The following is a 26,879-nucleotide window of genomic DNA, read 5'->3' on the forward strand; positions in this document are numbered from 1 at the left end:
CCGCACGGACAGGGAAGGCCTGAAATAACCCGCTACTGTTGCTGTTGCAGAAACGCCAGCCAGGTCAGCAGATGCAGGCTGGAGGAGTAGTAATCTTCGTTGCTGCCCAGCGCATCGTTGAGATAACCGGTTTCATTCAGCGTCAGATCGCGCACCGACAGCAGGCCACCGGCCATATTGTACGGGGCTTTCTCGCCGCTCAACACATCGATCCATGCCGGGGTTTGCAGACGCTGGAAGCCGCCCCAGAAGCGCTGGAACGGGACCAGCTGAGGGTTCTGAGCGTCGTACCAGTGCAGATATAGCGGGATGCGGATCGCATCATAGCTGAAGCGCGGCGGCCAGGCCGCCGCCGGGGCAAAGGTGCCGTCGGCGTTGAGCGCCACCCAGTCCAGCGGCAGGTTCGTATCGCCAAAGTGCATTTGCGCCAGCAGTTCCATCCCGTCACTAATCAGCTGATTCCACACCTGCAGATGGCTGCGCCGGGCAAAATCACGCCAGGCGGGGAAGACGAAATAGGAAGGATTCAGGATAACGTAGCTGTTTTTATTAAATCCCTGGGCACCCGGCAGCATCACCGTGTAGCCGCCAAACGGCACCACGTTCTGCGCCAGAATGGCCCGCTGGATGGCATCTGACGCCTTCAGGTAGGCCTGCACGTGCCATTTTTCCCCTGCCTGCTGCAGCGCCCAGGCGATCAGCACATCGCCATCGGAGGCGTTGTTTTTATCCGCCACCGGATCGGCCTGGGTCGGGATATAACGCCAGTAGAACAGGCCGTTATTCGGATTTTTCAGCGTGTTTTGCGTCCAGTTCCACAGCTTGTCAAAACCGGTGCGGTCGTTGTATTGCACCGCCATCAGCATGGCGTAGCCCTGCCCTTCCGTGTGGCTGACGTTTTTGTTACCGGTGTCCTGAATGCGGCCATCGCTGGTCATAAAGCGCGTTTTAAAACTGCCCCAGCCGTCAGCGGCCACGGCCTGGGTGCATCCCAGCGCCAGTGCCAGCATGAGTACGGTCGCCCTCAACATCGCAATCATCGTTTCACTCAAACCTTATAGCGGAAGCGGAGTGACGCATCGCCGGTCGCTTCCGCGCTGAGCGAAACGCGATCGTAACCACCCTGCTCGCGCAGCCAGCGGGCGTACAGTCCGGTCAAAACGGCACTCAGGGCAAGATGCCACTGGTGTAGCGGGAGTGCGCCATCCGCTGCCGGCAGCGCCAGATGGTCAATAATCATTGCGCTGTCGGAGGGCTGAATGTCGATAAAACCCCAGTTAAAGCGCGCCAGAACCTGGTTGATCTGCTTTTCTAAATCGCCAACGGTCGCCGCTTTGCCCAGCGGGTAACGGCCTGCGAGGCTGTCGCCCATCTGCTGCAGGAAAGCCTGGCTTTCACGCTCGCCGGCGTTGCCCATCATGCCGCCGATCATCACGCTCAGCAGGTCAAACCAGCCTGGCTGACACTGCTGCTGACGATAATATTGCAGGGTACGATCCTGTAACTGGCTCATGCTTATTGACTTCCTCCCAGCATGTAACGGAAATAAAGTTGCGCAGTGCTTTCGTTATATTCACCAAAGGTGTCATAACCCAGCTGACCACCCACGGTGATATTTTTATTAATTTTATAATCCGCACCCGCATGCAGATTATAGCCAATTCCGCTCTTACTGCCGCCGGAATAGTAGGCTTCTTTCGCAAAACCAGCAGTAACTGCCGTTTCCAGCGCGGATTGCCATTCCGGATTGTTCGGATAATAGGCGCTGCGATCCTGCGTGTAGGCCTGATAACCCGCCGATCCGCCGATGCGAACGCTCAGGTCGTCATAGCTCTGCGAGTAGTCGATCGGGAACGCCACGCTGACGAAGTTTTGTGGGCTGAAGTAGCCGCCCTGGCCGTAGCTGTAGTAGCTGAGGTTCTTTTTGAAGTCCATCCAGCTCAGGCTGATACCGGTTTTCAGTTCGCGATCGTCGTAGTGGTACGGGCGCACGTAGGCACCCGCGTTAGCGACCAGGCTCTGGTTGCTTGCCACGTTCTCACCCAGATAGCTGTACGCACCCGCCCCGACGTAGAATCCGGCATCGCCGTCGTCATAGCTCAACAGGGCGTTACCGCCGTTCTTGGTCACCCGGCCCCAGTTGCTGCCGGAGAGTTTATCCTGCACGCCAACGTAGGAGAGCAGGCTGTCGGTGACGGCTCGGCGTTCACCGGTCAGGATCAGCGTCAGATAATCCGTCAGCTTCGGTGCCCACTTCACGCCACCCACCATGGTGCTGAGATCCTGGCCCAGCGGCGTGCTGCCGAGGTCGATCTTGTAGCTGGTGCCGGTCAGCGCCAGGTTCAGCTCAACGCCGCTGGCGTTCTGCGAGTCGCTGGTGCCGGCACTGGCACTGTCAACGCTCGGTTTACGCGTGGACGCGACCAGATAGTTTTTCAGCGCCGTGTTGTTGTTCAGGCTGGTGAGATTGTTCAATCCGGTTGCGGTCAGCGGGTTCAGCTGTTCAAAGGTAATGCCGTCCAGCGCGGTCAGCGCGGTCGCCACCCCCGGATTGGCGGCGTTGAAGGTCGCCAGATCGGTCGCGTTAAGCGTGCCGATGTAGGTCTGTTCACTCTTGATGGTTTCCACCAGGTTACCGATCGCCTGCTCGGTTGCACCCGAGCCGAGTCGGCGATAGGCATCGCCGCTGGCGCTGCCCGCGCTGAGGTTAATTGGCGTCACGGTAAAGTCAAAGTGCGCGTCGCCCAGCGGGGAGCTGGTCCAGGTCAGCGGCGCTTTGGCTTCGGTCAGCTTGCTCAGGCCATTTTCACCGTCGCGGCTGCGGATCTGCACTCCGGCCTGCATCCAGGTTCCGGTGTCTTTTTCCAGATCGGCCATCATGGTATCAATCTGAGCCAGCGTCTGATTCTCTCTCAGCAGCGGCGCGTTGCCCATGGTGAAGGTGGCACCCGGAATATCGCGGTAATCACGATAGGTCGGCGACAGCTGCCACGGCATGGTTTTACCGTAGGTTGACGGTGACGGACGCGGCGACAGCGTGGTGCGGTTGATGAACGGGTTGTCTGACATCGCCAGCCCGCCGATCCCCGCCGTGCTGCCGGTATCGGCGCCCGAAAGACCAATTACCTTGCCACGCGCGGTGCGCAGGTAGCTCAGCGCTTCATTATGATCGCCGTCGGCATTCGCCACGCGCGCCAGCAATAACAGACGCTCAGGAGACTGCTGCCCGCGCAGTCCGGTACTCAGCGATCGCGCGCGGGGAACATCGTTTAATGCCAGCGCCACGTTGATGGCACCTTCACGTGCGTCCTGATTAGGCGTATCGCGCGTCATCAGGTAGTCATAGACCACGCCCGCTTCTTTGTTCATTTTGCCTGACTGGTAAAGCCGCGCCATGGCAAACATCAGATCGGTATTTTGCGGATCTTTCTGCAGGGCGGTAATCAGCTTGTCGTAGGCGGCGGCGTACTGCTTCTGCTCGCGCAGGCGGTCGACTTCGTTGATCACCCCGCCGTTACGAATACCGGCCAGCTGCGTAGGTGTACTGCGCGACTGAATTTCCGGGCTGCTGAGGAAGCTTTGCGCTTCGGCGCCGAGTCCTGCCTGCTCAAGCACCGCGGCCTGGGCCGCGTAGTCGCCGGCATTACCCTGCACGCCACGGCGCATGTTGCCACGCACAACCGACACGGCGGTGCTCATATCACCCGCCTGGGCCAGCGCTTTAGCCAGATTACCGGCGTCGGACGGGCTGGACGGCGGATTAGCGGCCAGCACTTTCAACGTATTGGCCGCGGCCGCGCTGTTGCCCTGCGCGAGGTACTGCTTCGCCACATCCATCTGCTGATTAAAGCTGGCCCGCTGGGCCAGCGTGCGCATATCGGCATTCTGGCTGCGTGCCGGAATACGCGACAGCAGGCTGTTGGCCTGCGCCCACGATCCCGTTTCGCTGGCAAACAGCGCGGCGGCGTAAACTTCATTGCTGGAGGCGCCGTTGCGATAGGCCGGCTGTATCACGCCTGCGGCCTGAGCCGCATTGCCCTGCTGCTGATAGATACGTGCCAGATCGAGGCGCAGCCACGGATCCGACGGGAAGCGCTGCATCCCCTGCTGCAGGATCGACACCGCGCGCTGCGGGTTACCCGCTGCCAGCGCCTGTTTTGCTTCGTTACGAACCGGATCGCTGGTGGCAACCGGGCGCGGTGTGACGGCGGCGCGAACGCTGGCAGGCAGCGAGGCCAGCAGCGTGTTGGCTTCCGCCGTGCGATTTTGCTGGCGCAGCACGTAGAACAGCCCCTCTTTGGCGGGGCGGTTGTCGGCATCGGTAGCCAGTACGCTGCGGAAGGTCTGCTCTGCCTGATCGAGCTGATTGCTGCGGCGCAGCACGTCGCCACGGAACAGTTTGGCGGAGACGCCTTTTTCGCCTGCGGCCTGGGTCAGTGGCTCACTGAGCGCCAACGCCTGGGCGGTATTGCCGGACTTCAGCGCCTGCTGCGCGGTGGCGAGCTGGCCGTAGAAACGGGCATCTTCCGCCTGCTGCTGACGCTGCTGGCTGTTGTTACCGCCCAGTTTGGCCGCACGCTCAAGGTAGTCGGCGGCCTGCGTATAGTTGCCGTTGCGCTGGGCAACGTAGCCCAGGCCGGCCAGCGCATCCGCATCTTCCGGGTTAACCTGAAGCACCTGGTCGAATGCGTTCTGCGCGCCGGAGACATCGCCGCTGTTCAGGGCGGTAAAGCCCTGACCTTTGGTTTCGCCGCCGACGTTTTTACGGTAATACGCCATCACCGCCGTATCCTGCGGATGGCGCTGCTGGTAGTTCTGATACAGCGCATCGTCCGTCGGTTTCGGGCCAAGCCACAGCAGCGCCTGGCGCAGCGAGCGGTCGGCGTCCGGGTTCGCCGGAGCCATACCTTCCAGCGACTGCAGGCCCTCACGACGGGTGGATTCCTGGTAGGTCAGAGCCTTGGCCAGCGCCAGTTTTGCGGCGTTGTCCTGGGGGTTCTGGGCGCTGAACTGGCGCAGGTTATCGATCGCCTGCGGCAGCATGTTACGGTCACCGGCCATCGTCAGATAGTATTCCGCCGCCACGCTGGCAGGCGGCTGGTTACCGCTGAAGGTGTTGCGCCAGGTTTGCAGCGCGGCGGCGGTGTTGCCGGTGCGCGCCTGCTGGCGGGCCAGCGACAGCTGTGCTGCCGGAATCGACTGCATCTGGCGGGCGTTGTCCAGCTCGACCAGGCGCGGATCCTGCGGCGACACTTCGCTCAGCCGGGTGCGCCATTTGGTCATGCCTGCGGTGTCGCCGTTCTGCTGCGACCACAGGGCCATCAGGTACATCGCCTGAGTGTTATTGCCGTCCACCATCAGCACTTTCTGCAGCGCTTCACGCGCCAGATTGTCGTGCGATTTCTGATGCCAGTAGTTTGCCTGGTCAAAAAGCGCCTGAACGGCCGGGTTATTATCAGCGGCCAGCAGCGGGAAAGAGATCGCCGACAGCACAAGGCTGCCGCCGATCATCCAGCGGTGGCGAATTCTGGCGCTTAACTGTGTGAGTTGTGTTTTCATCATTCTTTTTTCTCGCCAGAGGAACGGGACGATTTCGGTGGGTTTAGACGACGCCATGAATGGCGCTTCAGCAGCACGTAGGTGCTTAATCCCACTAAGGTCGAACACAGCAGTGCCACAAGAGCCATCAGCACGGAGTGCTGGTTGGCATACCAGACCACCATCATGTACCACGGCATTTGCCCGCTGGGGAACTGGGCGCCGACGCGGAAGCTGCGCACGCCGGTTTCATCGGTAATGATAGCCGTATCGCCGCGAATACCGGCGTTAATGCGCTGCAGGGTTAAATCATTGCTCAGGCGGGCCAGCTGATCGTCGTCGGTGGCGATAGTCATCACCACCAGGCGGCTGCTGTTCCACGGCGAGCGATAGCTGACGAAGCCGCGCCAGTCTTCGTTGGAAGACAGATAGCGGTCGGCATCCAGCGACTGACGCGACCAGTCACCGGTCAGCCAGCTGCGGAGTTTTTCCAGCGTGCCCTGTACCTTCACGCCCAGCGTATGGCCGTGGACTTCATATGGCGAAGCGGCCAGCACCGACTCGTTAAAGGCGGTTTGCGTCAGCGTGGAAACGGCCAGCACATCGCTGTTTTCCAGGCGTTCGCGCATGGCGCCGCCGCCCGGTACGCCGAACACCACGTTGTTGTAGGCCAGCGCCACGCCGGTCGCATTTCCGGAACGTCCGGCCATGTTCAGCAGCGTGCTGATTTCGGCATTGGCCGGCTTCTCAGGCAGCATCAGGACGGTCTGAGAGTAGTCGGCCAGACGCGAGAACGGGAACGAAGCACCGACGAAGTAGGACAGATTCGGCAGCATCGAGAAGTGACGCGTGTGGCTCAGGTCGATAGAGGAGTCTTCTTCGATCCGGCTTTTGATATTGTTGTTGGTCAGAACGCTGCAGGGCGCGCTGGCCTTGGGTTTGATGTTGAAATAGAGCTGCAGCTGGTTATCACCGTAAATCAGATACGGATCCAGCTTCAGCGTGTATTTCTCCTGGCGTGCATCGCCGCCCAGGCGGTGCCAGATATTCTCCAGCAGCCCGAGCTTATTCACCGTCAGGTTGCGCAGGAACGTACCGTTCAGGGTGACGTTGAGCACGGAGTTATCTTCATCGATCCAGTTTTCAGACGGGAAGCGATAGTTCAGCTGCAGCGGCAGCGTATCGCCGTCCCACAGGAACAGATCCGGTGCCGCACGGAAGTTCACCCGAAGGGCATCATGCCAGATGCCGTTGGCGGTCAGATTCTGATCCTGGCGCAGCAGTTCGCTGAGGCGAACCGGGCGCTCGGTATTAATCCAGCGCGGTGCGTCATAAGGTTTGCGCAGCGGCAGCGTCTGCTGCCCGACTTCCAGCTGGGCATTATCGTCCTTCATCGGCTGTAACAGGCGGGTTGCCGCCTGGCGCAGCTGCAGATCGTCTTTACCCACCACCAGCAGCAGCTTGTAGACCGGGTTATCCGGGTTGTCGACGATTTTCACCAGCGGTACGCTGGTTTCCGGCAGCGTCAGGCTGGAGATCACTTCGCCCGGGTGGCCGAACACCACGCCGTTTTTCTCCGGCAGCTGACCGCGCAGCACCGGGAAGTTAATGCCACGATAGTCCGCCTGAATCCCCAGCCATGAGGCCAGAATAGCCGCCGCACTGACCTCGCCCGGCTGAATATTTTCGCCAAACGCCATGGTTACGCTGGAGGCATTCATCCGCAGCGGGTCGAGGAACGGCCGTGGGAAATTGCTCAGGTTGGTACCAATGTTCAGCTGCTGACCTTCCAGTGACAGCGTGGTCGTGGGCAGAATAGTGACCTGATACTGATCTTCGCTGTCGCGCTCGCACAGGAGCTGGTCGGCATCGTTGATTTTAAAGCTCAGGTTATTACTGGATACCACCATCGCAGCCGGAATATCCAGCTGATAATCTTCACTTTCTTTATCCGACGCGCTCAGCGGCAGCGTACCCAGCGGCTGACCGTTCATCATCAGCTGCAGCGACGTATTGCGCGCGGCCAGGGCGGAAGAAACCTTCAGCGACAGATTCAGACGCGCATTGGTGACCACTTCATCGCTCGGCAGCGTAAACGTGATGCCTGACTGCAGCTGACCACCGGTCAGCAGCACGCCCTGCGGTTGACCCATCTGCGCCACCGTCACCGTACTGGACAGCGGCTGGTTCAGAGACACCATCGCGGGCGAAGCGTCAGCAGGCGGGGCAGGCAGCGGAGGCAGGCCCGGAAGCTCGGTGACGGAACCCGGCGGCAGCGCCGGTTCGTTGCCCGCAGGCAGGCCGTTTTCCGATCCCGCAGCAGGGGCATCATTTTCCGATGCCGCCGCGGGCTGGTCGTTCTCTTCCGCTTCTGTGCCGTTGCCCTGGTTGGCCGGGATAAAGTTGTTGAGTAAGTTGCCAAACTGCGAATTGTTACTGGCCGTATCGGCAGCGTTGAGGTTGCTCAGCGTCAGCGCCGTACTCAGGCACAGTGCGCGAAGTATTAGTTGCTTCATGCCACTCCATCCTTCTCAGCACGCATACGGCGTTTTTTATTCGCGCGACGATCTTTCCAGGTCAGCCAGAACAGTTCAAATACCGTACGAATGATGTTAACCAGCGAGCGCAGCGGGTTGTCTTTTGGCCCTTCCGGCTTCAGCCACGCATCCGCACGGGACAGCACCACGCGTACCAGCTCACGGCGGCGCGACAGGGGGATGTCCTTAAACTGGAAGCGCAGAACGCCGGAGTCGGCACTGATGAGCTGTACCGGAATCGAAATGGCACCGGAGTGCAGCATCAGTTCGATCTCTTCAATTTCATCGTTCTCGAAGCGCTGATCCGGCGCGGTCAGCTGCGCACCGCCCATCGACAGGTTAATGGTATGGCAGCGTGAGGAGATCCCGCTGGCATAATGCACAATCGCCGGGATATTCACGTCGATACGAATGGTTTTACGGACCTGTTTGGTTTCACGCGCCACGGCAATCGCCGCCATCAGAATAATCAGGCTGAAGGTGGCCCAGCCGACGTTCAGCGCAATAACGTACGGGTCCACGCCGAAGTAGTCGTGAGCGGTGGCGCGCACGATGCCGCTGATCACCCCGGCGGCCAGCAGCAGAGCGCAGATCACGTGCGGACGCACGATGTTGAAGTCGAAGAAGCCCACGTCCAGCAGACCGCCTTTATCCGTCACGTTGAACTTGCCGTGCTTAGGCGAAATCATGGTCAGCAGCGTGGGAATAACCAGGTGGAATGCCATCACCGTTTCATAAATTTCACCCCAGAAGGTGGCGCGGAAACGGCCATTCATCCGGGAGTTCACGTACAGCGACAGCACCAGGTGCGGCAGCACGTAGGCGAAGATCAGGCTGGCCGAGGAGTGAATAATGTTCAGGTTAAACAGCAGGTAGGCCAGCGGCGCCGTCAGGAACACCACGCGCGGCAGACCGAACTGGAAGTGGAGCATGGCGTTGAGGTAGCACAGGCGCTGCTGCCATTTCAGGCCACGGCCCAGCAGCGGGTTGTCGACGCGGAAAATCTGCGTCATGCCGCGCGCCCAGCGGGTACGCTGAACGATATGCAGACCCAGACGCTCGGTGGCCAGACCGGCCGCCAGCGGGATCGCCAGAAACGCTGAACCCCAGCCCAGACGCTGCATTTTTAATGCGGTATGCGCATCTTCGGTAACGGTTTCCACCGCAAAACCGTTGATCTCTTCCAGCGCGGAGCGGCGAATAACTGCACAGGAGCCGCAGAAGAAGGTCGCGTTCCAGTTATCGTTACCCTGCTGTACCGGGCCGTAGAACAGAGCGCCTTCGTTAGGGATTTCGCGGGCAGCTTTCAGGTTACGTTCAAACGGGTCAGGCGAGTAGAAATAGTGCGGCGTTTGCAGCAGCGCCAGCTTCTCGTCTTTCAGGAAGGCACCGACGGTAGCCTGCAGGAAGGTACGGGTGGCAACGTGGTCACAGTCAAAAACGGTGATCAGTTCGCCCTTGGTGATTTTCATCGCGTGGTTGAGGTTACCGGCTTTGGCGTGGCGGTTGTCGTCGCGGGTGATATAGCCCACGCCCACATCCGCGGCGAAGCGGGCAAACTCGCTGCGCTTGCCGTCATCCAGCAGGTAAATCTTTAATTTGTCGCGCGGATAGTCGATGCACTGCGCGGCCAGGACGGTATCACGTACCACGTCCAGGCTTTCGTTGTAGCTCGGAACGTAGACGTCCACCGTCGGCCAGAGTGAAATATCATCGGGCAGCGGTTCGATGGTCCGTTTCAGCGGCCAGGACGTCTGCAGATAGCCGAGAATTAAAATCAGCCAGACGTACAGCTCCGCGATAAACAGGCCGATACCCAGAATCGCCTCCACTTCGGAATTGAAGTGCAGGGTTTCGGTGGCGCGCCAGTATATATAGCGGGTCGACATGATCGCGGAAAGAAATACCATGATCAGCGAGACCGGTTTGCTTTTAATAAAGCCCAGCAGGAACACAATACCGATGGAAATCAGACCAAAGGTATATTGTTTCTGGCTGTCCATCGGAGTGATAACGATAACTGCCGCAACGGGCAGTAAGATGAGCAAGAGCAGATAAAACAGGACTTTATTCATAAGTCATCCTGAACACGTGTGGGTATCATTCTTCGTGGTGCACTTCACCACGCGTCTTCAGGCATCCGTGCCAGGTTCCTGTAGCCCTTTAGCGCGACTGTAGAGGTGCATGCATCTCGCCGTCGCCCACTTTAATATCCAGCAGCGCGGAAAGACGTTTACCGATCAGCTCAATATCGAACGCGGCAGCGGAGACAGGACTGAAATCAAAAATAGACTGCTGAGAGGCATTGGCTTCGGCCACGCTTTCATCGCGGTTTACTACGCCAATTAACCGATCGCCCAGGCGCTGCTGCATAAACAGCGTGACGTCGCGGCTGATATTACGGCGGCTGTCGCTCTGGTTAAGCACAAAATAGTGACCGTTGCGGTGGTTAAGCGCGCTGCCGATCAGTTTTTCATTTTCCACCTGCGGCAGCAGCGACAGCGAAGCCGTATCGGCCAGCATCACCACCAGGTGCATATCGGCCAGGGCCGCCATCGCCTTCAGCGCCGGGCCGGGGCCAGGAGGGAAATCGGCGATGATCACCAGGCCTGGATAATTCAGCACGGTGTTCAGACCCCGGATAATAAAGTTCGGATCGTGGGTCAGATTATCTTCGAACTGCATCCGCTGCTGTTCCGTCACATCACCGTAGGGCAGAACGAAAATATTCCCGCCGGTGGTGAGAATGGACTGGCTCCAGTCGGAAGATTCGGCAGATTTGGCGACAAAACCGCGCCCGTCCGACAGCGGCACGCCAAAGTGCAGGCGCAGCGCATTCTGCACGTCGAAATCAATCGCCAGCACTTTGCTACCGTTGCGGGCAAGCGCGTGTGCAAGGTTGGCTGCCATGGTGGTTTTACCCACACCGCCTTTAGGGGAACAGACGCAAACTAACGGCATGAGGCAATTTTCTCCAGCAGGGATTGTAATGGCATCTCTTTAGAAACGATCTGTTCAGCCGAGCCGTGGGCCGGGCTGAATAACTGTTTATAGCTGATATTTGATGATGTTGCCGCAGACGATGTCTGTGGCTGTACCGCCTGGCTGCCCGCAAAAAGCGGCGATGCTGCCGACGGCTGTGACTGATACAACGGCTGTGCGGTCTGCGGCTGCGGATATCCGGGCTGCGACTGATACAGCGGAGCTGCCGGCTGGGGCTGATACAGCGGCTGTGACTGCGGTGCAACCGGCTGCGGCTGATACGGTGTCGGTGCCTGCTGCAGCGGCGGCTGATACTGTGGCTGAACCGGCGGTGACTGCAGCAGTGCGCTCAGCTGCGGTTGCGCAGGCTGTGGCGGCAGCGGGAAGCCCGACTGCAGTGTCGGCTGAGCGTTCGGTACTGGCTCAGGCTGCTGAAGCAGTGCGTTGAACTGCGGTGCCGCGGGCTGCTGAGCCGGCGCACTTTGCTGGGCCTGAGGAGCAGCCGGCTGGGACTTCGCCAGCTGATCGAACAGCGAGCCTGACGCCTGCGCGACAGACTCCGGACGCAGATCGGCCACTTTGGTCAGCTGTACCGTCGGCTTCGCCGGGGCAACTGGCGTAGCGTCCGACTGCGGCGTCACCGGTGCGGGAGCTTCGTGCTGCACGCCGGGCTTCAGCGATGAAGAAATACTGTCGAATAATGACGCCCCCACCGACGGAGTATGATCCAGGGTGGTGATTGACGGCACGGGCTGGGCTGGCGCAGTCGCGTCGGGTGGCGTCAGCAGCACCGACGGATCGATAGGCTGAGGGGCAACGACATCAATCCTCTGACTCTTATCCAGCACCGGGTCGGTACCATCACTGAGCAACTGCTTGATAATGGCCCAGTTTGAGCTGTCAGAATGGAGTGACTGCTCGGACATATCTTTGAATTCGATGTGGTTTGTTTGCGTCTTTTCTTTAAAACGCTGCAAGTCATCATAACTTTTCATAGAAGCGATCGCGCAGAAGGAGGATTTCCCGGCAATATAACACACTCTTTTTGAAATCGTCAGATTAATCTCAGAGCGCAGTTTACTGATTTTCAATCAGTAAATTAACGGCTTACTAGCAAATTTATTTATTACCGACGTCATTTATCATATTAGTGACTATGTTAATAAATTGGATAATTTTATCGGATTAGACGCGATGATTTCATTAACGTGAAATAGCTTAAAAATAGTTATTAGCTTTTTTTCCTTAATTTCCCATTAAATGATTACGGTTATCCGTTAACTCGTTATCCCTGTTGGGAAAATTCCTTTTTTCCGCGAAAGAGACTCTTTTGCTTCTCTTAAGTGTTTAAGGTGGTTAAGGTTTCGCAACTGTTGAAATTAAAGCGGAGCTAATCTCCGCTTTTGCACATTGGCCGTGTTCAGACCGCCGTTTCGTTTTCATCCTGCTCAACGGCGAAGCAGGCAACCTGCTGCCCGCCCCAGGATTTCAGCTGCGGCTGCAGCTGGGTGCAGGTGCCGAGCCGACGACGACAGCGGGCGTTGAATGCACATCCCGGCGGCGGATTCAGCGGGCTGGGCAGCTCGCCGGTCAGCTTGATACGTTCACGTCGGTCGTCCGGGTTAAGGCGCGGCGTGGCGGAAAGCAGCGCCTGGGTGTAAGGATGCCGGGGATTAGCGAAAATCTCTTCTTTAGTCCCCTTCTCCACGCAGCGCCCCAGATACATCACCATCACTTCATCGGCGATGTGCTCCACTACCGACAGATCGTGCGAGATAAAGATGTAGGAAAGCCCCAGCTCCTGCTGCAGATCCATCATCAGATTCAGCACCTGCGCCCTGACCGACACATCGAGCGCTGAAACGGGTTCATCGGCAATCAGTACGTCCGGGTCAAGCATCAGCCCGCGGGCAATGGCGATACGCTGGCGCTGGCCGCCGGAGAACATATGCGGGTAGCGATCGTAGTGCTCCGTTTTCAAACCCACCTTCGCCATCATGGCCAGGGTTTTCTCCCGGCGTTCCGCTTTCGTCAGGCTGGTATTGATCACCAGCGGCTCTTCCAGGATCTGGCTGACTTTTTTACGTGGGTTCAGCGAGCCATACGGATTCTGGAAGACGATCTGTATCTTCTGACGCCGCATCTGCTGCGCCTGCGGGTCATGCTTCAGCAGGTCCTGTCCCTGATAGAACAGCTGGCCTTCGGTCGGCGTTTCAATCATCGTCAGCAGGCGGCCGAGGGTCGATTTACCGCAGCCGGACTCCCCCACCACCGCCAGCGTTTTGCCGCGTTCGAGGTTAAACGATACGCCGTCCAGCGCTTTGACCAGTCGCTCCTGGCCAAACAGGCCTTTTTTAACCGGGTAATGCTTCTTCAGATCGATCGCCTGCATCAGCAGGGTCGGATTAGTTTCTTCAGGCTTCATAAGTCGGTCTCCCGGCATCATCCAGTGGGAAATGGCATTTGGACTGACGCCCTGCAAGATCGCGCAGCGGCGGTTCTTCCGTCCGACAGCGGTTAGTCGCATACGGGCAGCGCGGATTCAGCAGGCAGCCGTTGGGTCGGTCATATTTACCCGGCACCACGCCAGGCAGCGAGGCCAGCCTCGCCTTATCGGAGGAAAACTCCGGCAGCGCGCGCAGCAGGGCCTGGGTGTAGGGATGGCGCGGCGCCTTAAAGATATCGACCGCTTTACCGGTTTCCACCACCTGCCCGGCATACATCACAATGATGTGCTGCGCGGCTTCGGCGACCAGTGCCAGATCGTGGGTGATCAGGATCAGCGCCATATTTTCCTGGCGCTGCAGATCCAGCAGCAGCTCAATAATCTGCGCCTGGATGGTCACGTCCAGTGCGGTGGTCGGTTCATCGGCAATCAGCAGCTTGGGCCGGCAGGCAATCGCCATCGCGATCATCACGCGCTGGCTCATACCGCCAGAGAGCTGATGCGGATAGACATCCAGCCTTGAGGCCGGGTCAGGGATCCCCACCTGGTTCAGCAGGTCGATGGCGCGCTGGCGGCGGGTACGGCGATTGCCGCCCTGATGCACCTTAATGGCTTCCATAATCTGGTAGCCCACGGTATAGCAGGGGTTCAGGCTGGTCATCGGGTCCTGGAAGATCATCGCGACTTCAGAACCGACCAGCTGGCGGCGTTCTTTCTCGGAAATTTTCTGCAGGTTGCGCTGATCGAAAATCAGCTGCTCTGCCATCACCTTACCGGGGTAATCAATCAGCCCCATGATCGCCAGCGAACTGACGGATTTGCCGGAGCCGGATTCGCCGACGATGCCGACCACCTGGCCCTGTTCCACCTGGTAGCTGATGCGGTCCACGGCGCGGAACGGTGCTTTTTCGTCACCGAAATGCACCGAGAGTTTATCTACAGTTAATAGTGCCATCTCGCTGCCTACTGTTTGAGTTTCGGGTCAAGAGCGTCGCGTAAACCGTCGCCCATCAGGTTAAAAGCCAGTACCGTCAGCAGAATGGCAACACCCGGGAAGGTGACCACCCACCAGGCACTCTGCGCATACTGCAGCACGTCGGAGAGCATGGTGCCCCACTCCGGCGTAGGCGGCTGCGCCCCCATACCCAGGAAACCCAGCGCGGCCATATCGAGGATCGCGTTGGAAAAGCCAAGAGACGCCTGCACGATCAGCGGTGCCAGGCAGTTTGGTAAAATATTGATAAACATCTGACGCATCGCGCCGGCCCCCGCCACGCGGGAGGCGGTGACGTAGTCGCGGGTCACTTCCACCAGCACCGCCGCGCGGGTCAGACGAATGTAGTGCGGCAGGGCGACGAAGGTCAGCGCCAGCGAGGCGTTAACAATCGACGGGCCAAAGATCGCCACCAGCACCAGCGCCAGCAGCAGGCTCGGCAGCGCCAGCATGATATCGACCAGACGCATAATCGCGGCATCGACCGCGCCGCCGACATAGCCGGCAATCAGGCCGAAGACCACGCCCATAATCAGCGACAGAACCACCACCAGACAGCCGACCAGCAGCGAAAGGCGTGCACCGTACATCAGGCGGGAGAGGACATCGCGGCCCACATCATCCGTACCGAGAAGGTACTGCCAGCTGCCGCCCTCATGCCAGACCGGCGGTCGCAGCAGCGCGTCGCGGAACTGTTCGGCCGGAGCATGCGGTGCCAGGAAGTTGGCAAAAATAGCGATTAAAATCATTGCGACAACGTAAACCAGGCCGATTACCGCGCCTTTGTTACGCTTAAAGTAGTGCCAGAATTCCTGTAACGGGGTCATCGGCTTGGGTGCAGCAGGGACGCTGCCCGGATCTACAACAGACATAGTGGCCCCTTATTTCTTGTGGCGTATGCGTGGGTTGACCACGCCGTAAAGCACGTCGACCAGCAGGTTAACGAGGATAATCAGCGTGGCAACCATCAGCACGCCGCCCTGAACGACCGGGTAATCACGGCGCTGCAGTGCATCGATCAACCAGCGCCCCAGGCCCGGCCAGGAGAAGATGGTTTCGGTCAGGATGGCACCGGCTAACAGCGTACCGACCTGCAGGCCAATCACCGTGACTACCGGCAGCATCGCATTGCGCAGCGCATGAACCACAATCACCCGCATCGGGGTCAGCCCTTTGGCGCGTGCGGTGCGGATATAATCCTCGCCCAGCACTTCGAGCATCGCCGAACGCGTCATACGCACGATGACCGCCAGCGGAATGGTGCCCAGCACCACGGCAGGCAGGATCATATGCATCACGGCATCAATAAAGTCGCCCGGCTCACCCCAGATCAGCGTGTCGATCAGCATAAAGCCGGTCAGCGGGAGCGTGTCATCGAGGAAGACCGTATCGCTGATGCGCCCGGACACCGGGGTCAGGTTGAGCTGCACGGAAACCAGCATGATCAGCATCATGCCCCACCAGAAAATCGGCATGGAGTAGCCGGTCAGGGAGATGCCGACCGCGGTGTGATCGAAGACAGAACCGCGTTTGACCGCGGCCAGCACACCAACGGGGATGCCGACGATCACCGCAAACAGCATGGCGCAGATGCCCAGTTCCATTGTTGCTTTGAAGCGCGGAACAAATTCGTCCCAGACCGGAATGCGGCTTTTCAGCGACATACCTAAATCGCCGTGCAGTACGTTCCAGACGTAGGTGAAATACTGCTGCCAGAGCGGTTTGTCCAGACCAAGCTGGGCCAGCAGCTGAGCGTGACGTTCAGCGGAGATGCCGCGTTCACCCGCCATAATCAGCACCGGGTCGCCGGGGATCATGTGGACAAACGCGAAAGTTAACAGGGTGATACCAATAAACGTTGGGATAACAAGTCCCAGCCGTCGGAGTATGAACTGCAGCATATTCCGTACTCTCTTCTGTTTCCCGCCGGTCTTAGCCTGCGGGATTATTATTGCTCACATCTTGCAGCCGGGTAGACCCGGCCACGACGCAGCGAACTGCGCCTTGACCTGAATAAACAAGGATTTAGCGGGCTTCGAAACAACGAAAGGGGTTGAGCCGCCACCGATACGGTGCGTCAACCCCCGTCGGGTTCGTTACTCGGCGATATCAACCTGGGCAAAGTAGTGTCCACCCAGTGGATCAACCACGTAGTTGGAGACTTTTTTGCTTACTGGCTCATACACGGTCGAGTGGGCAATGATCAGCGCCGGAGCCTGGTCATGCATCACCACCTGAGCCTGTTTGTACAGCTCGATACGCTTGTTGTGATCTTCAGTCGCACGGGCAGGCTGGATCAGATCCTCAAACGACTTGTCACACCAGCGTGAGTAGTTAGAACCATCTTTGGCTGCCGCACAGCTGAACAGGGTGGCGAAGAAGTTGTCCGGATCCCCATTATCACCGGTCCAGCCCATCATTACGGTCTGGTGTTCACCGGCTTTAGCACGCTTCAGATACTCGCCCCACTCATAGGTGACGATCTTGGCCTTCACGCCAATCTTCGCCCAGTCGCTCTGGATCATTTCCGCCATGCGGCGGGCGTTCGGGTTGTAAGGACGCTGCACCGGCATCGCCCACAGGTCAATCGCGAAACCATCGGCCATACCGGCTTCTTTCAGCAGCGCTTTGGCTTTTTCCGGGTCGTAGGCGTAGTCCTTCACCGCGTCGTTATAGCCCCACATGGTTGGTGGGATCAGGTTTTTGGCCGCCTGGCCTGCACCCTGGTAAACCGCGTCGATGATTGCCTGCTTGTTCACTGCCATGGTCAGCGCCTGGCGAACTTTCAGGTTATCCAGCGGCTTTTTCTCAACGTTAAACGACAGATAGCCGACGTTCAGACCCGGCTGCTCCATCAGATTGATTTTTGTGTCCTTCTTCATGCTGGCGATATCAGCCGGATTCGGATACGGCATGACCTGGCACTCGCCTTTCTGCAGCTTGGCGTAGCGCACGGAGGCATCAGGCGTGATGGAGAACACCAGGCGGTCAATCTTCGGCTTGTCACCCCAGTAGTCCGCGTTGGCTTTGTAGAGGATGCGTGAATCTTTCTGGTACTGCTGCAGCTGGAATGGACCGGTACCGACCGGATTCAGGTCGACTTTTTCCGGCGTGCCCGCTTTCAGCATGTTGTCGGCATATTCCGCAGACAGAATGGAGGCAAAGTCCATTCCCAGGTCGGCGAGGAACGGTGATTCAGGGCGGGTCAGGACGAAGCGTACGGTGTTGTCGTCAACCTTCTCAATTTTGCTAATCAGGTTAGGCATGTCCATGCCTTCAAAGTATTCGTAGCTGCCGCCGGAAACCCCGTGATACTTGTTGTTTTTATCCAGCTGGCGCTCAAAGGTGAAAACCACATCGTCGGCGTTAAAGTCACGTGTTGGCTTAAAGTCTTTGGTGGTCTGCCACTTCACGCCCTTACGCAGGTGGAAGGTGTAGGTTTTACCGTCTTCGCTGACGTCCCATTTTTCCGCCAGTGCCGGATGCAGTTCCGTGGTACCGATGGTGAACTCCACCAGACGGTTATAGATCTGACGCGAGCTGGCATCGTAGGTGGTGCCTGAAGTAAACAGCTGTGGGTTAAACCCTTCCGGCGAGCCTTCTGAACAATACACCAGGGTTTTCGCCTGTACGCTGGCGGCCATCATTAGTGCGATCGCGCTGAAACCGACCTTCAGCATCCCGGATTTTGTCAGGGAAATACTCATGCTTAGCTCCAATAGTGATGTGATGTTGTGTGTTGCGTGCCGACCGATAATTTTTTTGTGTGGTCTGGCGTAATGCCTTGCGGCGTCAGTCGTGGGAAGGGAGTTTGCGGTACTTTGCCTGGTGAGAAACGCTCAGACAAATCTCCTTACCTTTTGTACTGGGGTTTCAATTTGTCAACAGTTTCAGGGAACGTCAATACAATCGTAGTGTATTTACGCAGAGTGTGAGAAACCGCAAGCAAATATTAAAAAAACAATTAACCCATTTTTATGGATTAAAAAATTATTACTACATCACAAAACCAGATTAATCGCTGAAAATCACGCAATCACCCAGCGGATCGCATTGAGAAAAAACCTTTAAAATAAACCAAACTACCCCTCCTGCTACGCGATAAAATTATCCATACGGCTAACTTATAGATAAAAATGCTGCAACAGGCCGGTGGAAAATAGACATTTTACGTTAATCGGCCATCGTCAGAATTCGTTGCGAATTAAGATTGTATTTGTATAGATAACATGATTTTAGGTTATGTTTTTGTCGTTTTAAACAGGTTTGGGTACGGCGGATAATTTTGCAACAGCAGAGTTTTATTTTGAGTGTAGAGGGATTGTCGGAGGGGTATAAGGTTGCTGATTCTTGTGAAGTAGTTGACTGAGATATCTGTGTTGCCTGTTATACCCGTGGTTTTCGCGGGCGGGTTCCTGCTCTTACCGGCTGGTCCTCGCGCCACGCGCTGCGTGGTGCCCTCACTGCGTTCGTCAGCCTGTCGGACCGCCTCAGACGGGCCGTCCTGGCCCGGCAGCGGCTTTCGGCCGCGTCCATGCGGCCAAATCCTGGCTTTCTCTCTCCGTTCAGCGCTGCGGATTGCCCGTTCAGAGCAGGAACCCGCCCGCTCTGCTGGCCATATGTCGTCTGTTTTAAAGGCAGGCCGGGTATTTAGCCGGGCTGGAATGCGGATGGATAAGCAAAACCCGGGCTTCCTCTCTCGGTTCACCGCTGCGGATTGCCCGTTCAGGGCAGGAACCCGCCCGCTCTGCTGATTAGGTATTGTCTGTTTTAAAGGCAGGCCGGGTATTTAGCCGGGCTGGAATGCGGATGGATAAGCAAAACCCTGGCTTCCTCTCTCCGTTCAGCGCTGCGGATTATCCGTTTAGAGCCGGAACTCGCCCGTTATGCTGATTAGGTGTCGTCTTTTTTAAAAGTCGGTCTGATATTTAACTGGGTTGGTGTACCGGGGGAAAGGCCGGGCGAGTGAATTTGTGGCTGGGTGTTCAGGTGGGAAATGGGGACGGGCAGGATGATTGCCCCTGCCCGGTGGATCGGTAAATCAATGAAAGTCAGCTCCACGCCGATCCATCAGCGTGGGCGATTGTCGAATACCTTCGCGGAAGGCTTATTTCGCCGCGCCGCTCTCTGCTACTGCTTTCGGGTCGGCGCACCAGTTATTCGACTGCTTGATACCGCCGTTGGGTGAGGTATAGCCCAGGCAACCCATGATGGTGTCAAACAGCTCGACGTGGCGATGCGTTTTGCCCGCACGCTGCTGTTCCTGCAGGCGCTCAAAGGCACTTTTATTGTTGGCATCAGCCAGATACTTATCCGATGCCCAGACGATCATCGGCACCCGGAACTGTTCCGGCGGGGCCATATTGCGCGGCGTGCCGTGCAGGTGCATGTTGTCGCTGATGGATTCACCGTGATCCGAGGCGTAAAACACGATGGCTTTCTTATCGCGCAGCTGATCGAATACGCTGTCCAGTACCGTGTCGGTATACAGCACCGAGTTATCGAAGGCGTTAATCAGCATGGCTTTACTGCAGGTGTCATCCACCCCCATGCATTCCGGCTGATAGCGCGCGTATTCACGCGGGTAGCGCTGCGAATAAAGATAATGCGACCCTTTGGTGTGCAGCACGACCAGATGCTTACCCTCGGGGTGACGATCGATCGACGCTTTCAGCTCCGGGATCAGCAGCATGTCGTCCACCGATTTGCCCTGATTACGCTGTTCCGAGCCAATCTGCTCGCGGAAGACGTAGTTGTCGGCGTCGGTATTGTTGTAGAACCAGACTTCGCTCTGCATGGCGAACAGCTCAGAGCTGAAACCTAACTCTTTCAGTACGGCGAAGACGTTTTGCTCTTTCAGCGTACGTCCCGGGTTGTCCATGGTGCCGCCCTCGCGCACGAACATGCAGCGCAGAGAGAGTTTGGTGGCGGTATCACAGGATTCGCCACGGAAGGCGACCAGATTTTTTTCATGGGAGAGTTTCGGGGTGGTATCGCGCTCGTAGCCGAGCAGACCCATATGGTCCCAGCGCGTGGTTTCACCAATCACAAACACGACATAGGTGTCGTCCAGACCCGCAGGCGGCGCAACGTAGGTGAACTTCTTAGCCGGGTCGAGCAGGTCATCATGCTCCATCTTTTCATCGTAGCTGGTGTAGGCAAACAGCCCCAGCGCGGAAAGCCAGTTTGACGGCAGATAAGAGTGGGCAACGACTCCACCATAGCTTGGCAGGTCAATATTGGTCAGCTTCTCATTGGCGCTTTGCAGTTTGTCGAAGTAGCGAATCGGCAGCCAGACCAGCGCGACGGCCAGTAGCAGCGTCAGCAGGGGTTTGATGCGCTGGCCCGGGGTTTTCAGCTGTTCCAGCAGCGTCATGCGCTGTTTATTGGTCCAGATCAGCACCAGCGGCACGATGCTGACCAGCACCATCCACAGAATAAAGTGATAGCCCACCACTTCCTTCGACAAATCGACATCGGTGGTCATCACCGAAGCCACGATGCCGTAGCCAATCACCACGTTGAAGAAGGTCATGTAATAGCTGGCCGAAACGGAAATCAGCACCAGCAGGGTCGCGGTAACGCGATAAAACCATTTGCCACCGAGTGATAGCAAACGCATCAGGAAGAAAGTCAGCAGGATCGCTGCCATTACCTCGGCCAGGGCGGAGAGCCAGGGCATGAGTTTAAAGCTGGAGAAAACCGGTTCAAAACGTCGGTAAAATACTGAGAGGTTTAGGAAAATACCGATATAAACGGCCAGCATCAGAGATAACTTTTGCTGGGTAAGCATTTTAATATAATTCATTGGGCCCTTTAGTCCTGGCGTAACCTAAACAATATCTATACACATTCCGAACATTTATCAGACCCTGGGGGCGGCATAGAGTTCGGAAAAAACCTATAAACCTAAATTCCCTTTAGTAAACAAACTATTATTACATCATAAATGTGGAAGAATGCTTCTGATTCCACTTTCTTACCACGTAAACCACGGGTCATTGTCGGCGCGCTGTTGCATCGACATTATTTTCACCGTTGGTGAACAGCCGGGAAAAACGTAATGCACAACTTCGAAGAACGTGCCCGACGCTATGCCACTAAAGCCCATGCCGCAGCGGGACAGCGACGCAAGTATACCGATGAACCTTACATCGTCCACCCCGCTGCGGTGGTGGAACTGGTTCGAAGCGTCAGCGATGACGAGGAAATGCTGGCCGCCGCCTGGCTGCATGACACCGTGGAAGATACGCCCGGCACACTGGGTGATATTGAACAGCGCTTTGGCCCACGCGTCGCTTCTCTGGTCTCGATGTTAACCAACAGTGGGGATCTGCCCGGGCAGAATCGCGCCGCGCGCAAAGTCGCGCACTTCCGCCATACGGCCGCGGCTTCGGCCGACGCCCAGACGATTAAGCTGGCCGATATTATCGATAACACCCGGTCAATTATTCACTTCGACCCGCATTTTGCCCGTATTTATCTGGTAGAAAAGCGCGTGCAGATTTCCCTGCTCACCGCCGGGAACCCGACGTTGTGGCAGCTTGCTAATCGTATTATTGAGCAGGGTATCCATCAGCTTGGTCAGCCACCCTACAATGTGCCCAGCGGCTGGTTTACCCGGGAGGAAGAAAAGTATCGATGAGCACTCGGGGTTACCCTCGTATCAGGCGGTAACCCTGGCATTATGTGCCATGGTCCGCTCCACGGCATAGAATGCCAGGAATTATGATTTCACATCCCTATAATTGCCCGCAGATTAGCTTACTGGGGGTAATAATGTCCAAGGATTTACTTACAATTAGAAATAAAGTTGGTGTTTTTGTCATATTTGCAGCATTTCTTAGCGCCATGATGGGACTGGTATTCGTTGATGTTGTGTGGATGAGTGATGAGGTACATGAAGCCTCATTTACGGAAATAACGCAGGAAATACTCCTCGCGGTAATCACTTTCCTGTTTCTTTATCATGCCAGAGGACCGATAGAACAGCGTCCGGTTCGGATTCTGGTGGCGGGTTTTTTTGCCTGTATGCTTATTCGCGAACTGGATTTCCTGTTCGATAAAATCAGTCATGGCTGCTGGTTCTGGTTTGCCCTGGCGGTGACGGCGGCTTCGGTTATCGCCGCACTGCGTCATCCACGTTTTCTGATTTCGGGTCTGGCCGACTTTATGCGTCATCCCGCATGGGGAATGATGATGGCTGGAATGCTGACCATTCTGGTTTTTTCCCGGCTGTTCGGTATGCATGAACTGTGGCAGCATCTGATGCCGGGCGATTATAACCGCATAGTGAAAAACATGGCGGAGGAAGGCAGCGAACTGTTAGGTTATACCCTGTGCCTGTTTGCCACACTGGGTTATTTATTTTCGGACAGAGTGAAGTAAAAGATATATTGATCGCGCCGTCAGGTTATTTTAAAAAATCTGACAGATGTGCGATCAATCCTTCATGTACGTAGTTGATTGGTGGTTTATTCATCAATAAATAATCTTAATTACTTATTACGTCGATATTTGCAGGGTCTTTGCACAAAGTTCATCTTTAACCTTGCGATAGACTTCCGTATGTATCTTTCCCTTCGATACCTTCTCCACCATACCGGAAAGCAAAACTTCTTCTATTTTTATCTGATGGCACAACCGCCGAGTGCCCGGAACTTTGACCTTTCTTGTCTGGCAATGAATGACCTCCGTTTTGCGTAGAATATAAGATAGCTGAAAAGATGCCCGACGTTCCGTTATCGCAAAAACGTTAGACACTTGCTTATGACCAATCCACGTTTTCTGCATCATTCCCCATAATGCGATCAGAACATATAAAGGCTGGTCAGCATATTCACTCAGCTCAGCAGGCACGCGCCCGCCGTCATGATTACTCTGTTTCACAACCTTGGCTGTTCCATTACGGAAAGAAGTTACGTTTTCGACTTTACTCATAATCATGCCGTCCCTGTTTGATAAGAAATGCACACTTCCGATGAGATTCAAGGCTCTTTTTTTCGTATCTATATGGGAAAAATGGGCAAAGAGTATTTGCCCAACCCGCAGTGACACAGAAAAATAGCTATACGCAGCTAAAAAATATTCCCCATTGCTTAATACCGCAATGGGGTGGGGTTTTACCAGGAGTAATTAACGCCTACGTTTGCCTGCCACGGACGCTCAAGGTTATCGCCGGTGGTGTAGTTAAAGCTGGCATAACCACCAACGTTTTTCATCAGCTTCACTTCTGCACCGCCACCAATCTGGAATGCGGCACCGTCGATGCTGTTATTCATTTTAACGTTGTTAAGTTTCATTTCATTGCTGTCAACAAATTCGTTGAGGCCGGCAAAATGCAGGTACGGTTTAATATATCCCTGGTTCAGTTCGAAGGTATAACCGACATCTGTACCAATTTCACCCACCATAGATTTATAGTCGTCACCGTTAACCAGCATGCCGTTATTCATGGTGTAGTGCATACTGTCAAATGTACGGCCGGTAGCTTTAACATAAGGTTCAGCAAAGTAACCGCTGTCTTCCCATGTATAGCCCAGTTTCATGCCCAGCCCGTAGCCATTTGTAGAGAAGTCGGAGCTTGAACGCTGGCCGTCCATGGAACGCACGTCGCCATTATTGCTGAAATGATTGAACTGCGCACTGGTATCAACAAAGATGCCATTTTCGAAGCGGCGGGACAGATAGAACTGCGCGCCATAGCTGTCGAGATCCCCACTGCTGTTCATAACGTGCAAATCAGAACGTGCGCTTGAGAATGCCAGACCGGCAAGCCAGCTACCGCCATTTTTCGCATCAAACAGGTTATCAACACCCAGCATCACACCATTGGTATCTAAGCTATAGCCCGCACCTGCCGCTGTCGTGTTGTGGTTTTTACCCCCGTAGTAAGAGATCCACACACCACCATCATCATGAGCATGACGGGAAGCATTCATATGCTGGTTAAGCGAGTCAGACTCCATTGCTGCAAGATTCACCTGAGACGCCGCCAGGCTTAATGCCGTTGCTGCGCTGTTTGACAGGTAACCATTGTTTTTGAAGTAAACGTTATGTTCGTCATGAACCTTGTCGTTCTGAACATCCTGGACATCGTACTGATAGACACCCAGTTCGGTACGGCCGGTGAAGGTGGCATCGCTGCCTTTATCCAGGTAATTCACAAAGCTGTGCGCATTCACACCGGAAACACGATCGCGGTCGGCGATATACCCCTCTTTCACATACGGTTCAACGCCCGAGTTAGCGATGTGCAGTTCGTACTGGCCCTTAGCTGACCCTTTCACCTGCACGGAGCCGTAGGTGTAATCACCACCCAGGTCTAGCAAAGGTTCAGGAATGGCTTTACCCACGGTGATAACCGAGGTCTGATACTGGCCCTTGCTGTCTTTATCCTGAGTCAGCGCGCCGTGAACCACCACGCGTGCTGCGCTCAGATCTTCATAACGACCGCGGTCGCCCAGGGTTGCGGAATCGGTATTCAGATTGATCAGGTTCAGGCTGGAGTTCGACAGGTTCATATCATGAACATCGCTGATGGCCAGATATCCGTCAGCGGTTGCAGCCGCATTCCACACGGCACCGTTCTTCACGGCCATATCCGGGTTCCAGGAGGAAACGCGGCTGCCATCAGGGCGTACGACGTTAGTAATACCGCCCACTTTACCGTTCAGGGTGCTGCGATCGAGACTCACACGGACTGGCGTCCACGCATTGCCTGCGTTGGCCAGAATCGTGCTGCTCACGCTGTTAACCGCATTATTGTAGATAGCCGCGGCAGAGACCGTGCTGTCAATCGCGCCCTGCGTCAGCACGACCGGCGCATCGGCATTCGTCACGTCGGTCAGCTGTACGGTATAGCCCGTTGTACCACCCGCGGTTATATCGCCATTGATGACCGAGTTATTGGTCAAATTGAGCGTGGTGCCATTGTGTTCACGATCCATAACCTGCGGGTTAGTCACGCTTGCACCATTTGCAACGTAGTCGCCGGTTTTCGCATCGCGAACGACGGTGACGTTAATGGTTGGGATATAACCATCGTGGCTCAGATTAACATTGCCGTTCAGCGTGGAATGATTCACGTCAACACGGTTAGCGTGGCCAGACATTTTCAATGCTGAACCCGCGTTGTTTACGCCGGCCGACAGCGTGGAGCTATTGGTGACGGAAACAAACAGACCCGAACCGCTGATAGCCACGGCGGTAGAACCTTTATCCGCCAGACGATCATAGCTGCCGTTGTTCTTATGGCTACCGTCATAGTTATCATCTGCACGGACCGCTGCGATGTTTTTTGCCGTAATCTGGGCATTATCCAGAACGACATTGGCCGTTTTAGCCACCTGATGAGTCAGTGTTTCATCGGCAACAATATGATTCCCTTTGCTGTCAACGCCGTAGTTAACGCTGCTGCTGTTAATGCTCAGCGCGGTAGCAGTGGGGCGTTTAGTATAAATATGTTCTTCGCCCTGCGGGTTCCCAGAGGCATTAACCGCAACGGAGTCCACGTCAAGCGTATTATCAATGGTGGTGTTTTTCACCATCAGAAGGTCACGTGCGCGATCGTGTGTTGCTGTTTCCTGAAGGTTTCCATCAACGGCAACCGCAGCCACACGGTTATTCAGGCTCTGAACCTGAGAATAGATTGCCGAATTTTGCAGGCCAAATACGCCACCCGTGCGTTCAACCGGTTTGATATAAACATCCGAGTTCTGATTCAGCGTAACGACTTTCGTCACGGTCAGCGGGATCTTCTTACCGGCGTTATCAAGGGCAAAGGTGCCGTCGGCTTTTTTCTGATACTGAATAGCACCGCTGGCATCACGTTGATACAGCGTGACGGATTGGGTCTTTTGATAGCGATTATTTTCAGTGCCCATTTTCAGACCATCAACAACGCCGACCGGAACAGAATAACCGCCGGCAGTCACTGATTTAGCCTGACGCTCACCGTGTACAGCACGCTGGTAGTCTTCAAAAAGAATATAATTAGCATCACCAGGCAGGCTGGGAACAGCGGCATTCAGATAGTCTTTATAACCGCTGCTGTTCACCAGCGCATTAAAACCTTCTGTATCGGTATTAATCGCTTCCCATTCAGTACCGGTGACAACGTTATTAGTGATGGGAAGGTCGCTGCCGCCAATAAATACCGCGCCACCGCCAATATATTGGCCCTGAGCATCCTGGCTTAATGCCGGCTTATCTTTTACGGCGACAGAAGGGGGTGTGCCGGCCGCAAAAGCTGCACCGCTGAGGCTGACGATGACAGAAACGGCCAACGTGCTCAGCTTGAAACTGGTTTTTTTCATCACTGCAATTCCTTTTATAATAAACAATTAAACAGTTCGCCTCACTGGCTCCTGTTTTATATCAT

The 26,879-nt window shown here is 56.0% G+C and carries 17 protein-coding genes; 2 read left to right on the top strand and 15 right to left on the bottom strand.

Features of this window, described 5'->3' with window-relative positions:
* Window positions 1–32: 32 nt before the first annotated feature.
* The 13 genes from PGH32_RS19720 to eptB form a co-directional block, all read right to left on the bottom strand.
* A complete protein-coding gene (locus tag PGH32_RS19720; RefSeq protein ID WP_314423975.1) occupies window positions 33–1,040 on the bottom strand; it encodes a glycosyl hydrolase family 8 in 1,008 nt (335 codons plus the stop codon).
* A gap of 8 nt (window positions 1,041–1,048) precedes the next feature.
* On the bottom strand, window positions 1,049–1,513 hold the full coding sequence (gene bcsD / locus PGH32_RS19725; RefSeq protein ID WP_314423977.1) for a cellulose biosynthesis protein BcsD: 465 nt from the start codon (window positions 1,511–1,513) through the stop codon (window positions 1,049–1,051).
* Between the two features lie 2 nt (window positions 1,514–1,515).
* Complete coding sequence (locus tag PGH32_RS19730) at window positions 1,516–5,559, bottom strand: cellulose biosynthesis protein BcsC (protein WP_337895028.1); 4,044 nt, start codon at window positions 5,557–5,559, stop codon at window positions 1,516–1,518.
* Window positions 5,559–8,054 carry a cellulose biosynthesis cyclic di-GMP-binding regulatory protein BcsB gene (gene bcsB / locus PGH32_RS19735; RefSeq protein ID WP_314423981.1) on the bottom strand — a complete coding sequence of 832 codons (2,496 nt, stop codon included), beginning with the start codon at window positions 8,052–8,054 and terminating at the stop codon, window positions 5,559–5,561. Before bcsB ends, PGH32_RS19730 begins: the two co-directional genes overlap by 1 nt.
* The gene (gene bcsA, locus PGH32_RS19740) at window positions 8,051–10,150 is read right to left on the bottom strand and encodes a UDP-forming cellulose synthase catalytic subunit (protein ID WP_314423986.1); all 2,100 of its coding nucleotides are present in this window, start codon (window positions 10,148–10,150) and stop codon (window positions 8,051–8,053) included. Before bcsA ends, bcsB begins: the two co-directional genes overlap by 4 nt.
* Before the next feature lie 88 nt (window positions 10,151–10,238).
* Window positions 10,239–11,036: a cellulose biosynthesis protein BcsQ gene (gene bcsQ / locus PGH32_RS19745; protein WP_314423989.1), complete on the bottom strand. Its 798-nt coding sequence runs from the start codon at window positions 11,034–11,036 to the stop codon at window positions 10,239–10,241.
* Window positions 11,027–12,052: a cellulose biosynthesis protein BcsO gene (gene bcsO / locus PGH32_RS19750; protein ID WP_337894903.1), complete on the bottom strand. Its 1,026-nt coding sequence runs from the start codon at window positions 12,050–12,052 to the stop codon at window positions 11,027–11,029. The genes bcsQ and bcsO overlap by 10 nt, the downstream gene beginning before the upstream one ends.
* Before the next feature lie 425 nt (window positions 12,053–12,477).
* Complete coding sequence (gene dppF, locus PGH32_RS19755; RefSeq protein WP_337894904.1) at window positions 12,478–13,482, bottom strand: dipeptide ABC transporter ATP-binding subunit DppF; 1,005 nt, start codon at window positions 13,480–13,482, stop codon at window positions 12,478–12,480.
* Window positions 13,472–14,458: a dipeptide ABC transporter ATP-binding protein gene (gene dppD / locus PGH32_RS19760; protein WP_337894905.1), complete on the bottom strand. Its 987-nt coding sequence runs from the start codon at window positions 14,456–14,458 to the stop codon at window positions 13,472–13,474. The genes dppF and dppD overlap by 11 nt, the downstream gene beginning before the upstream one ends.
* A gap of 8 nt (window positions 14,459–14,466) precedes the next feature.
* Window positions 14,467–15,369, bottom strand: coding sequence for a dipeptide ABC transporter permease DppC (dppC, locus tag PGH32_RS19765; protein ID WP_314424000.1), 903 nt, complete (start codon window positions 15,367–15,369; stop codon window positions 14,467–14,469).
* Between the two features lie 9 nt (window positions 15,370–15,378).
* Window positions 15,379–16,398 (bottom strand): dipeptide ABC transporter permease DppB, encoded by a 1,020-nt coding sequence (gene dppB, locus PGH32_RS19770; RefSeq protein ID WP_314424002.1) that lies wholly within the window; start codon window positions 16,396–16,398, stop codon window positions 15,379–15,381.
* Window positions 16,399–16,593: 195 nt separating this feature from the next.
* Window positions 16,594–18,204 (bottom strand): dipeptide ABC transporter periplasmic-binding protein DppA, encoded by a 1,611-nt coding sequence (dppA, locus tag PGH32_RS19775; protein ID WP_337894906.1) that lies wholly within the window; start codon window positions 18,202–18,204, stop codon window positions 16,594–16,596.
* A gap of 1,400 nt (window positions 18,205–19,604) precedes the next feature.
* Window positions 19,605–21,305 (bottom strand): kdo(2)-lipid A phosphoethanolamine 7''-transferase, encoded by a 1,701-nt coding sequence (gene eptB, locus PGH32_RS19780; protein ID WP_337894907.1) that lies wholly within the window; start codon window positions 21,303–21,305, stop codon window positions 19,605–19,607.
* A gap of 255 nt (window positions 21,306–21,560) precedes the next feature.
* Here eptB and PGH32_RS19785 point away from each other — a divergent pair, with 255 nt between their 5' ends.
* Window positions 21,561–22,142 (top strand): HD domain-containing protein, encoded by a 582-nt coding sequence (locus PGH32_RS19785; protein WP_314424009.1) that lies wholly within the window; start codon window positions 21,561–21,563, stop codon window positions 22,140–22,142.
* A gap of 134 nt (window positions 22,143–22,276) precedes the next feature.
* Window positions 22,277–22,885: a hypothetical protein gene (locus tag PGH32_RS19790; RefSeq protein WP_314424011.1), complete on the top strand. Its 609-nt coding sequence runs from the start codon at window positions 22,277–22,279 to the stop codon at window positions 22,883–22,885.
* A gap of 117 nt (window positions 22,886–23,002) precedes the next feature.
* On the opposite strand, the gene PGH32_RS19795 is transcribed toward PGH32_RS19790, so the two are convergent.
* Together PGH32_RS19795 and PGH32_RS19800 are read right to left on the bottom strand one after the other, a co-directional pair.
* Window positions 23,003–23,437, bottom strand: coding sequence for a CaiF/GrlA family transcriptional regulator (locus tag PGH32_RS19795; protein WP_337894908.1), 435 nt, complete (start codon window positions 23,435–23,437; stop codon window positions 23,003–23,005).
* Between the two features lie 182 nt (window positions 23,438–23,619).
* Window positions 23,620–26,814: an autotransporter outer membrane beta-barrel domain-containing protein gene (locus PGH32_RS19800; RefSeq protein ID WP_337894909.1), complete on the bottom strand. Its 3,195-nt coding sequence runs from the start codon at window positions 26,812–26,814 to the stop codon at window positions 23,620–23,622.
* Between the last annotated feature and the right edge of the window lie 65 nt (window positions 26,815–26,879).

This window comes from Erwinia sp. SLM-02, from assembly GCF_037450285.1.
GTDB lineage: Bacteria > Pseudomonadota > Gammaproteobacteria > Enterobacterales > Enterobacteriaceae > Erwinia.

What these genes read in the sequence shown, in the direction of transcription:
- bcsQ (WP_314423989.1), bottom strand. Translation starts at nt 11,036, where the DNA reads ATGCCGTTAGTTTGCGTCTGTTCCCCTAAAGGCGGTGTGGGTAAAACC.
- PGH32_RS19785 (WP_314424009.1), top strand. Translation starts at nt 21,561, where the DNA reads ATGCACAACTTCGAAGAACGTGCCCGACGCTATGCCACTAAAGCCCAT.
- dppB (WP_314424002.1), bottom strand. Translation starts at nt 16,398, where the DNA reads ATGCTGCAGTTCATACTCCGACGGCTGGGACTTGTTATCCCAACGTTT.
- PGH32_RS19720 (WP_314423975.1), bottom strand. Translation starts at nt 1,040, where the DNA reads ATGATTGCGATGTTGAGGGCGACCGTACTCATGCTGGCACTGGCGCTG.
- dppF (WP_337894904.1), bottom strand. Translation starts at nt 13,482, where the DNA reads ATGAAGCCTGAAGAAACTAATCCGACCCTGCTGATGCAGGCGATCGAT.
- bcsA (WP_314423986.1), bottom strand. Translation starts at nt 10,150, where the DNA reads ATGAATAAAGTCCTGTTTTATCTGCTCTTGCTCATCTTACTGCCCGTT.
- bcsO (WP_337894903.1), bottom strand. Translation starts at nt 12,052, where the DNA reads ATGAAAAGTTATGATGACTTGCAGCGTTTTAAAGAAAAGACGCAAACA.
- PGH32_RS19795 (WP_337894908.1), bottom strand. Translation starts at nt 23,437, where the DNA reads ATGAGTAAAGTCGAAAACGTAACTTCTTTCCGTAATGGAACAGCCAAG.
- dppC (WP_314424000.1), bottom strand. Translation starts at nt 15,369, where the DNA reads ATGTCTGTTGTAGATCCGGGCAGCGTCCCTGCTGCACCCAAGCCGATG.
- bcsD (WP_314423977.1), bottom strand. Translation starts at nt 1,513, where the DNA reads ATGAGCCAGTTACAGGATCGTACCCTGCAATATTATCGTCAGCAGCAG.
- PGH32_RS19790 (WP_314424011.1), top strand. Translation starts at nt 22,277, where the DNA reads ATGTCCAAGGATTTACTTACAATTAGAAATAAAGTTGGTGTTTTTGTC.
- PGH32_RS19730 (WP_337895028.1), bottom strand. Translation starts at nt 5,559, where the DNA reads ATGAAAACACAACTCACACAGTTAAGCGCCAGAATTCGCCACCGCTGG.
- bcsB (WP_314423981.1), bottom strand. Translation starts at nt 8,054, where the DNA reads ATGAAGCAACTAATACTTCGCGCACTGTGCCTGAGTACGGCGCTGACG.
- PGH32_RS19800 (WP_337894909.1), bottom strand. Translation starts at nt 26,814, where the DNA reads ATGAAAAAAACCAGTTTCAAGCTGAGCACGTTGGCCGTTTCTGTCATC.
- dppD (WP_337894905.1), bottom strand. Translation starts at nt 14,458, where the DNA reads ATGGCACTATTAACTGTAGATAAACTCTCGGTGCATTTCGGTGACGAA.
- dppA (WP_337894906.1), bottom strand. Translation starts at nt 18,204, where the DNA reads ATGAGTATTTCCCTGACAAAATCCGGGATGCTGAAGGTCGGTTTCAGC.
- eptB (WP_337894907.1), bottom strand. Translation starts at nt 21,305, where the DNA reads ATGAATTATATTAAAATGCTTACCCAGCAAAAGTTATCTCTGATGCTG.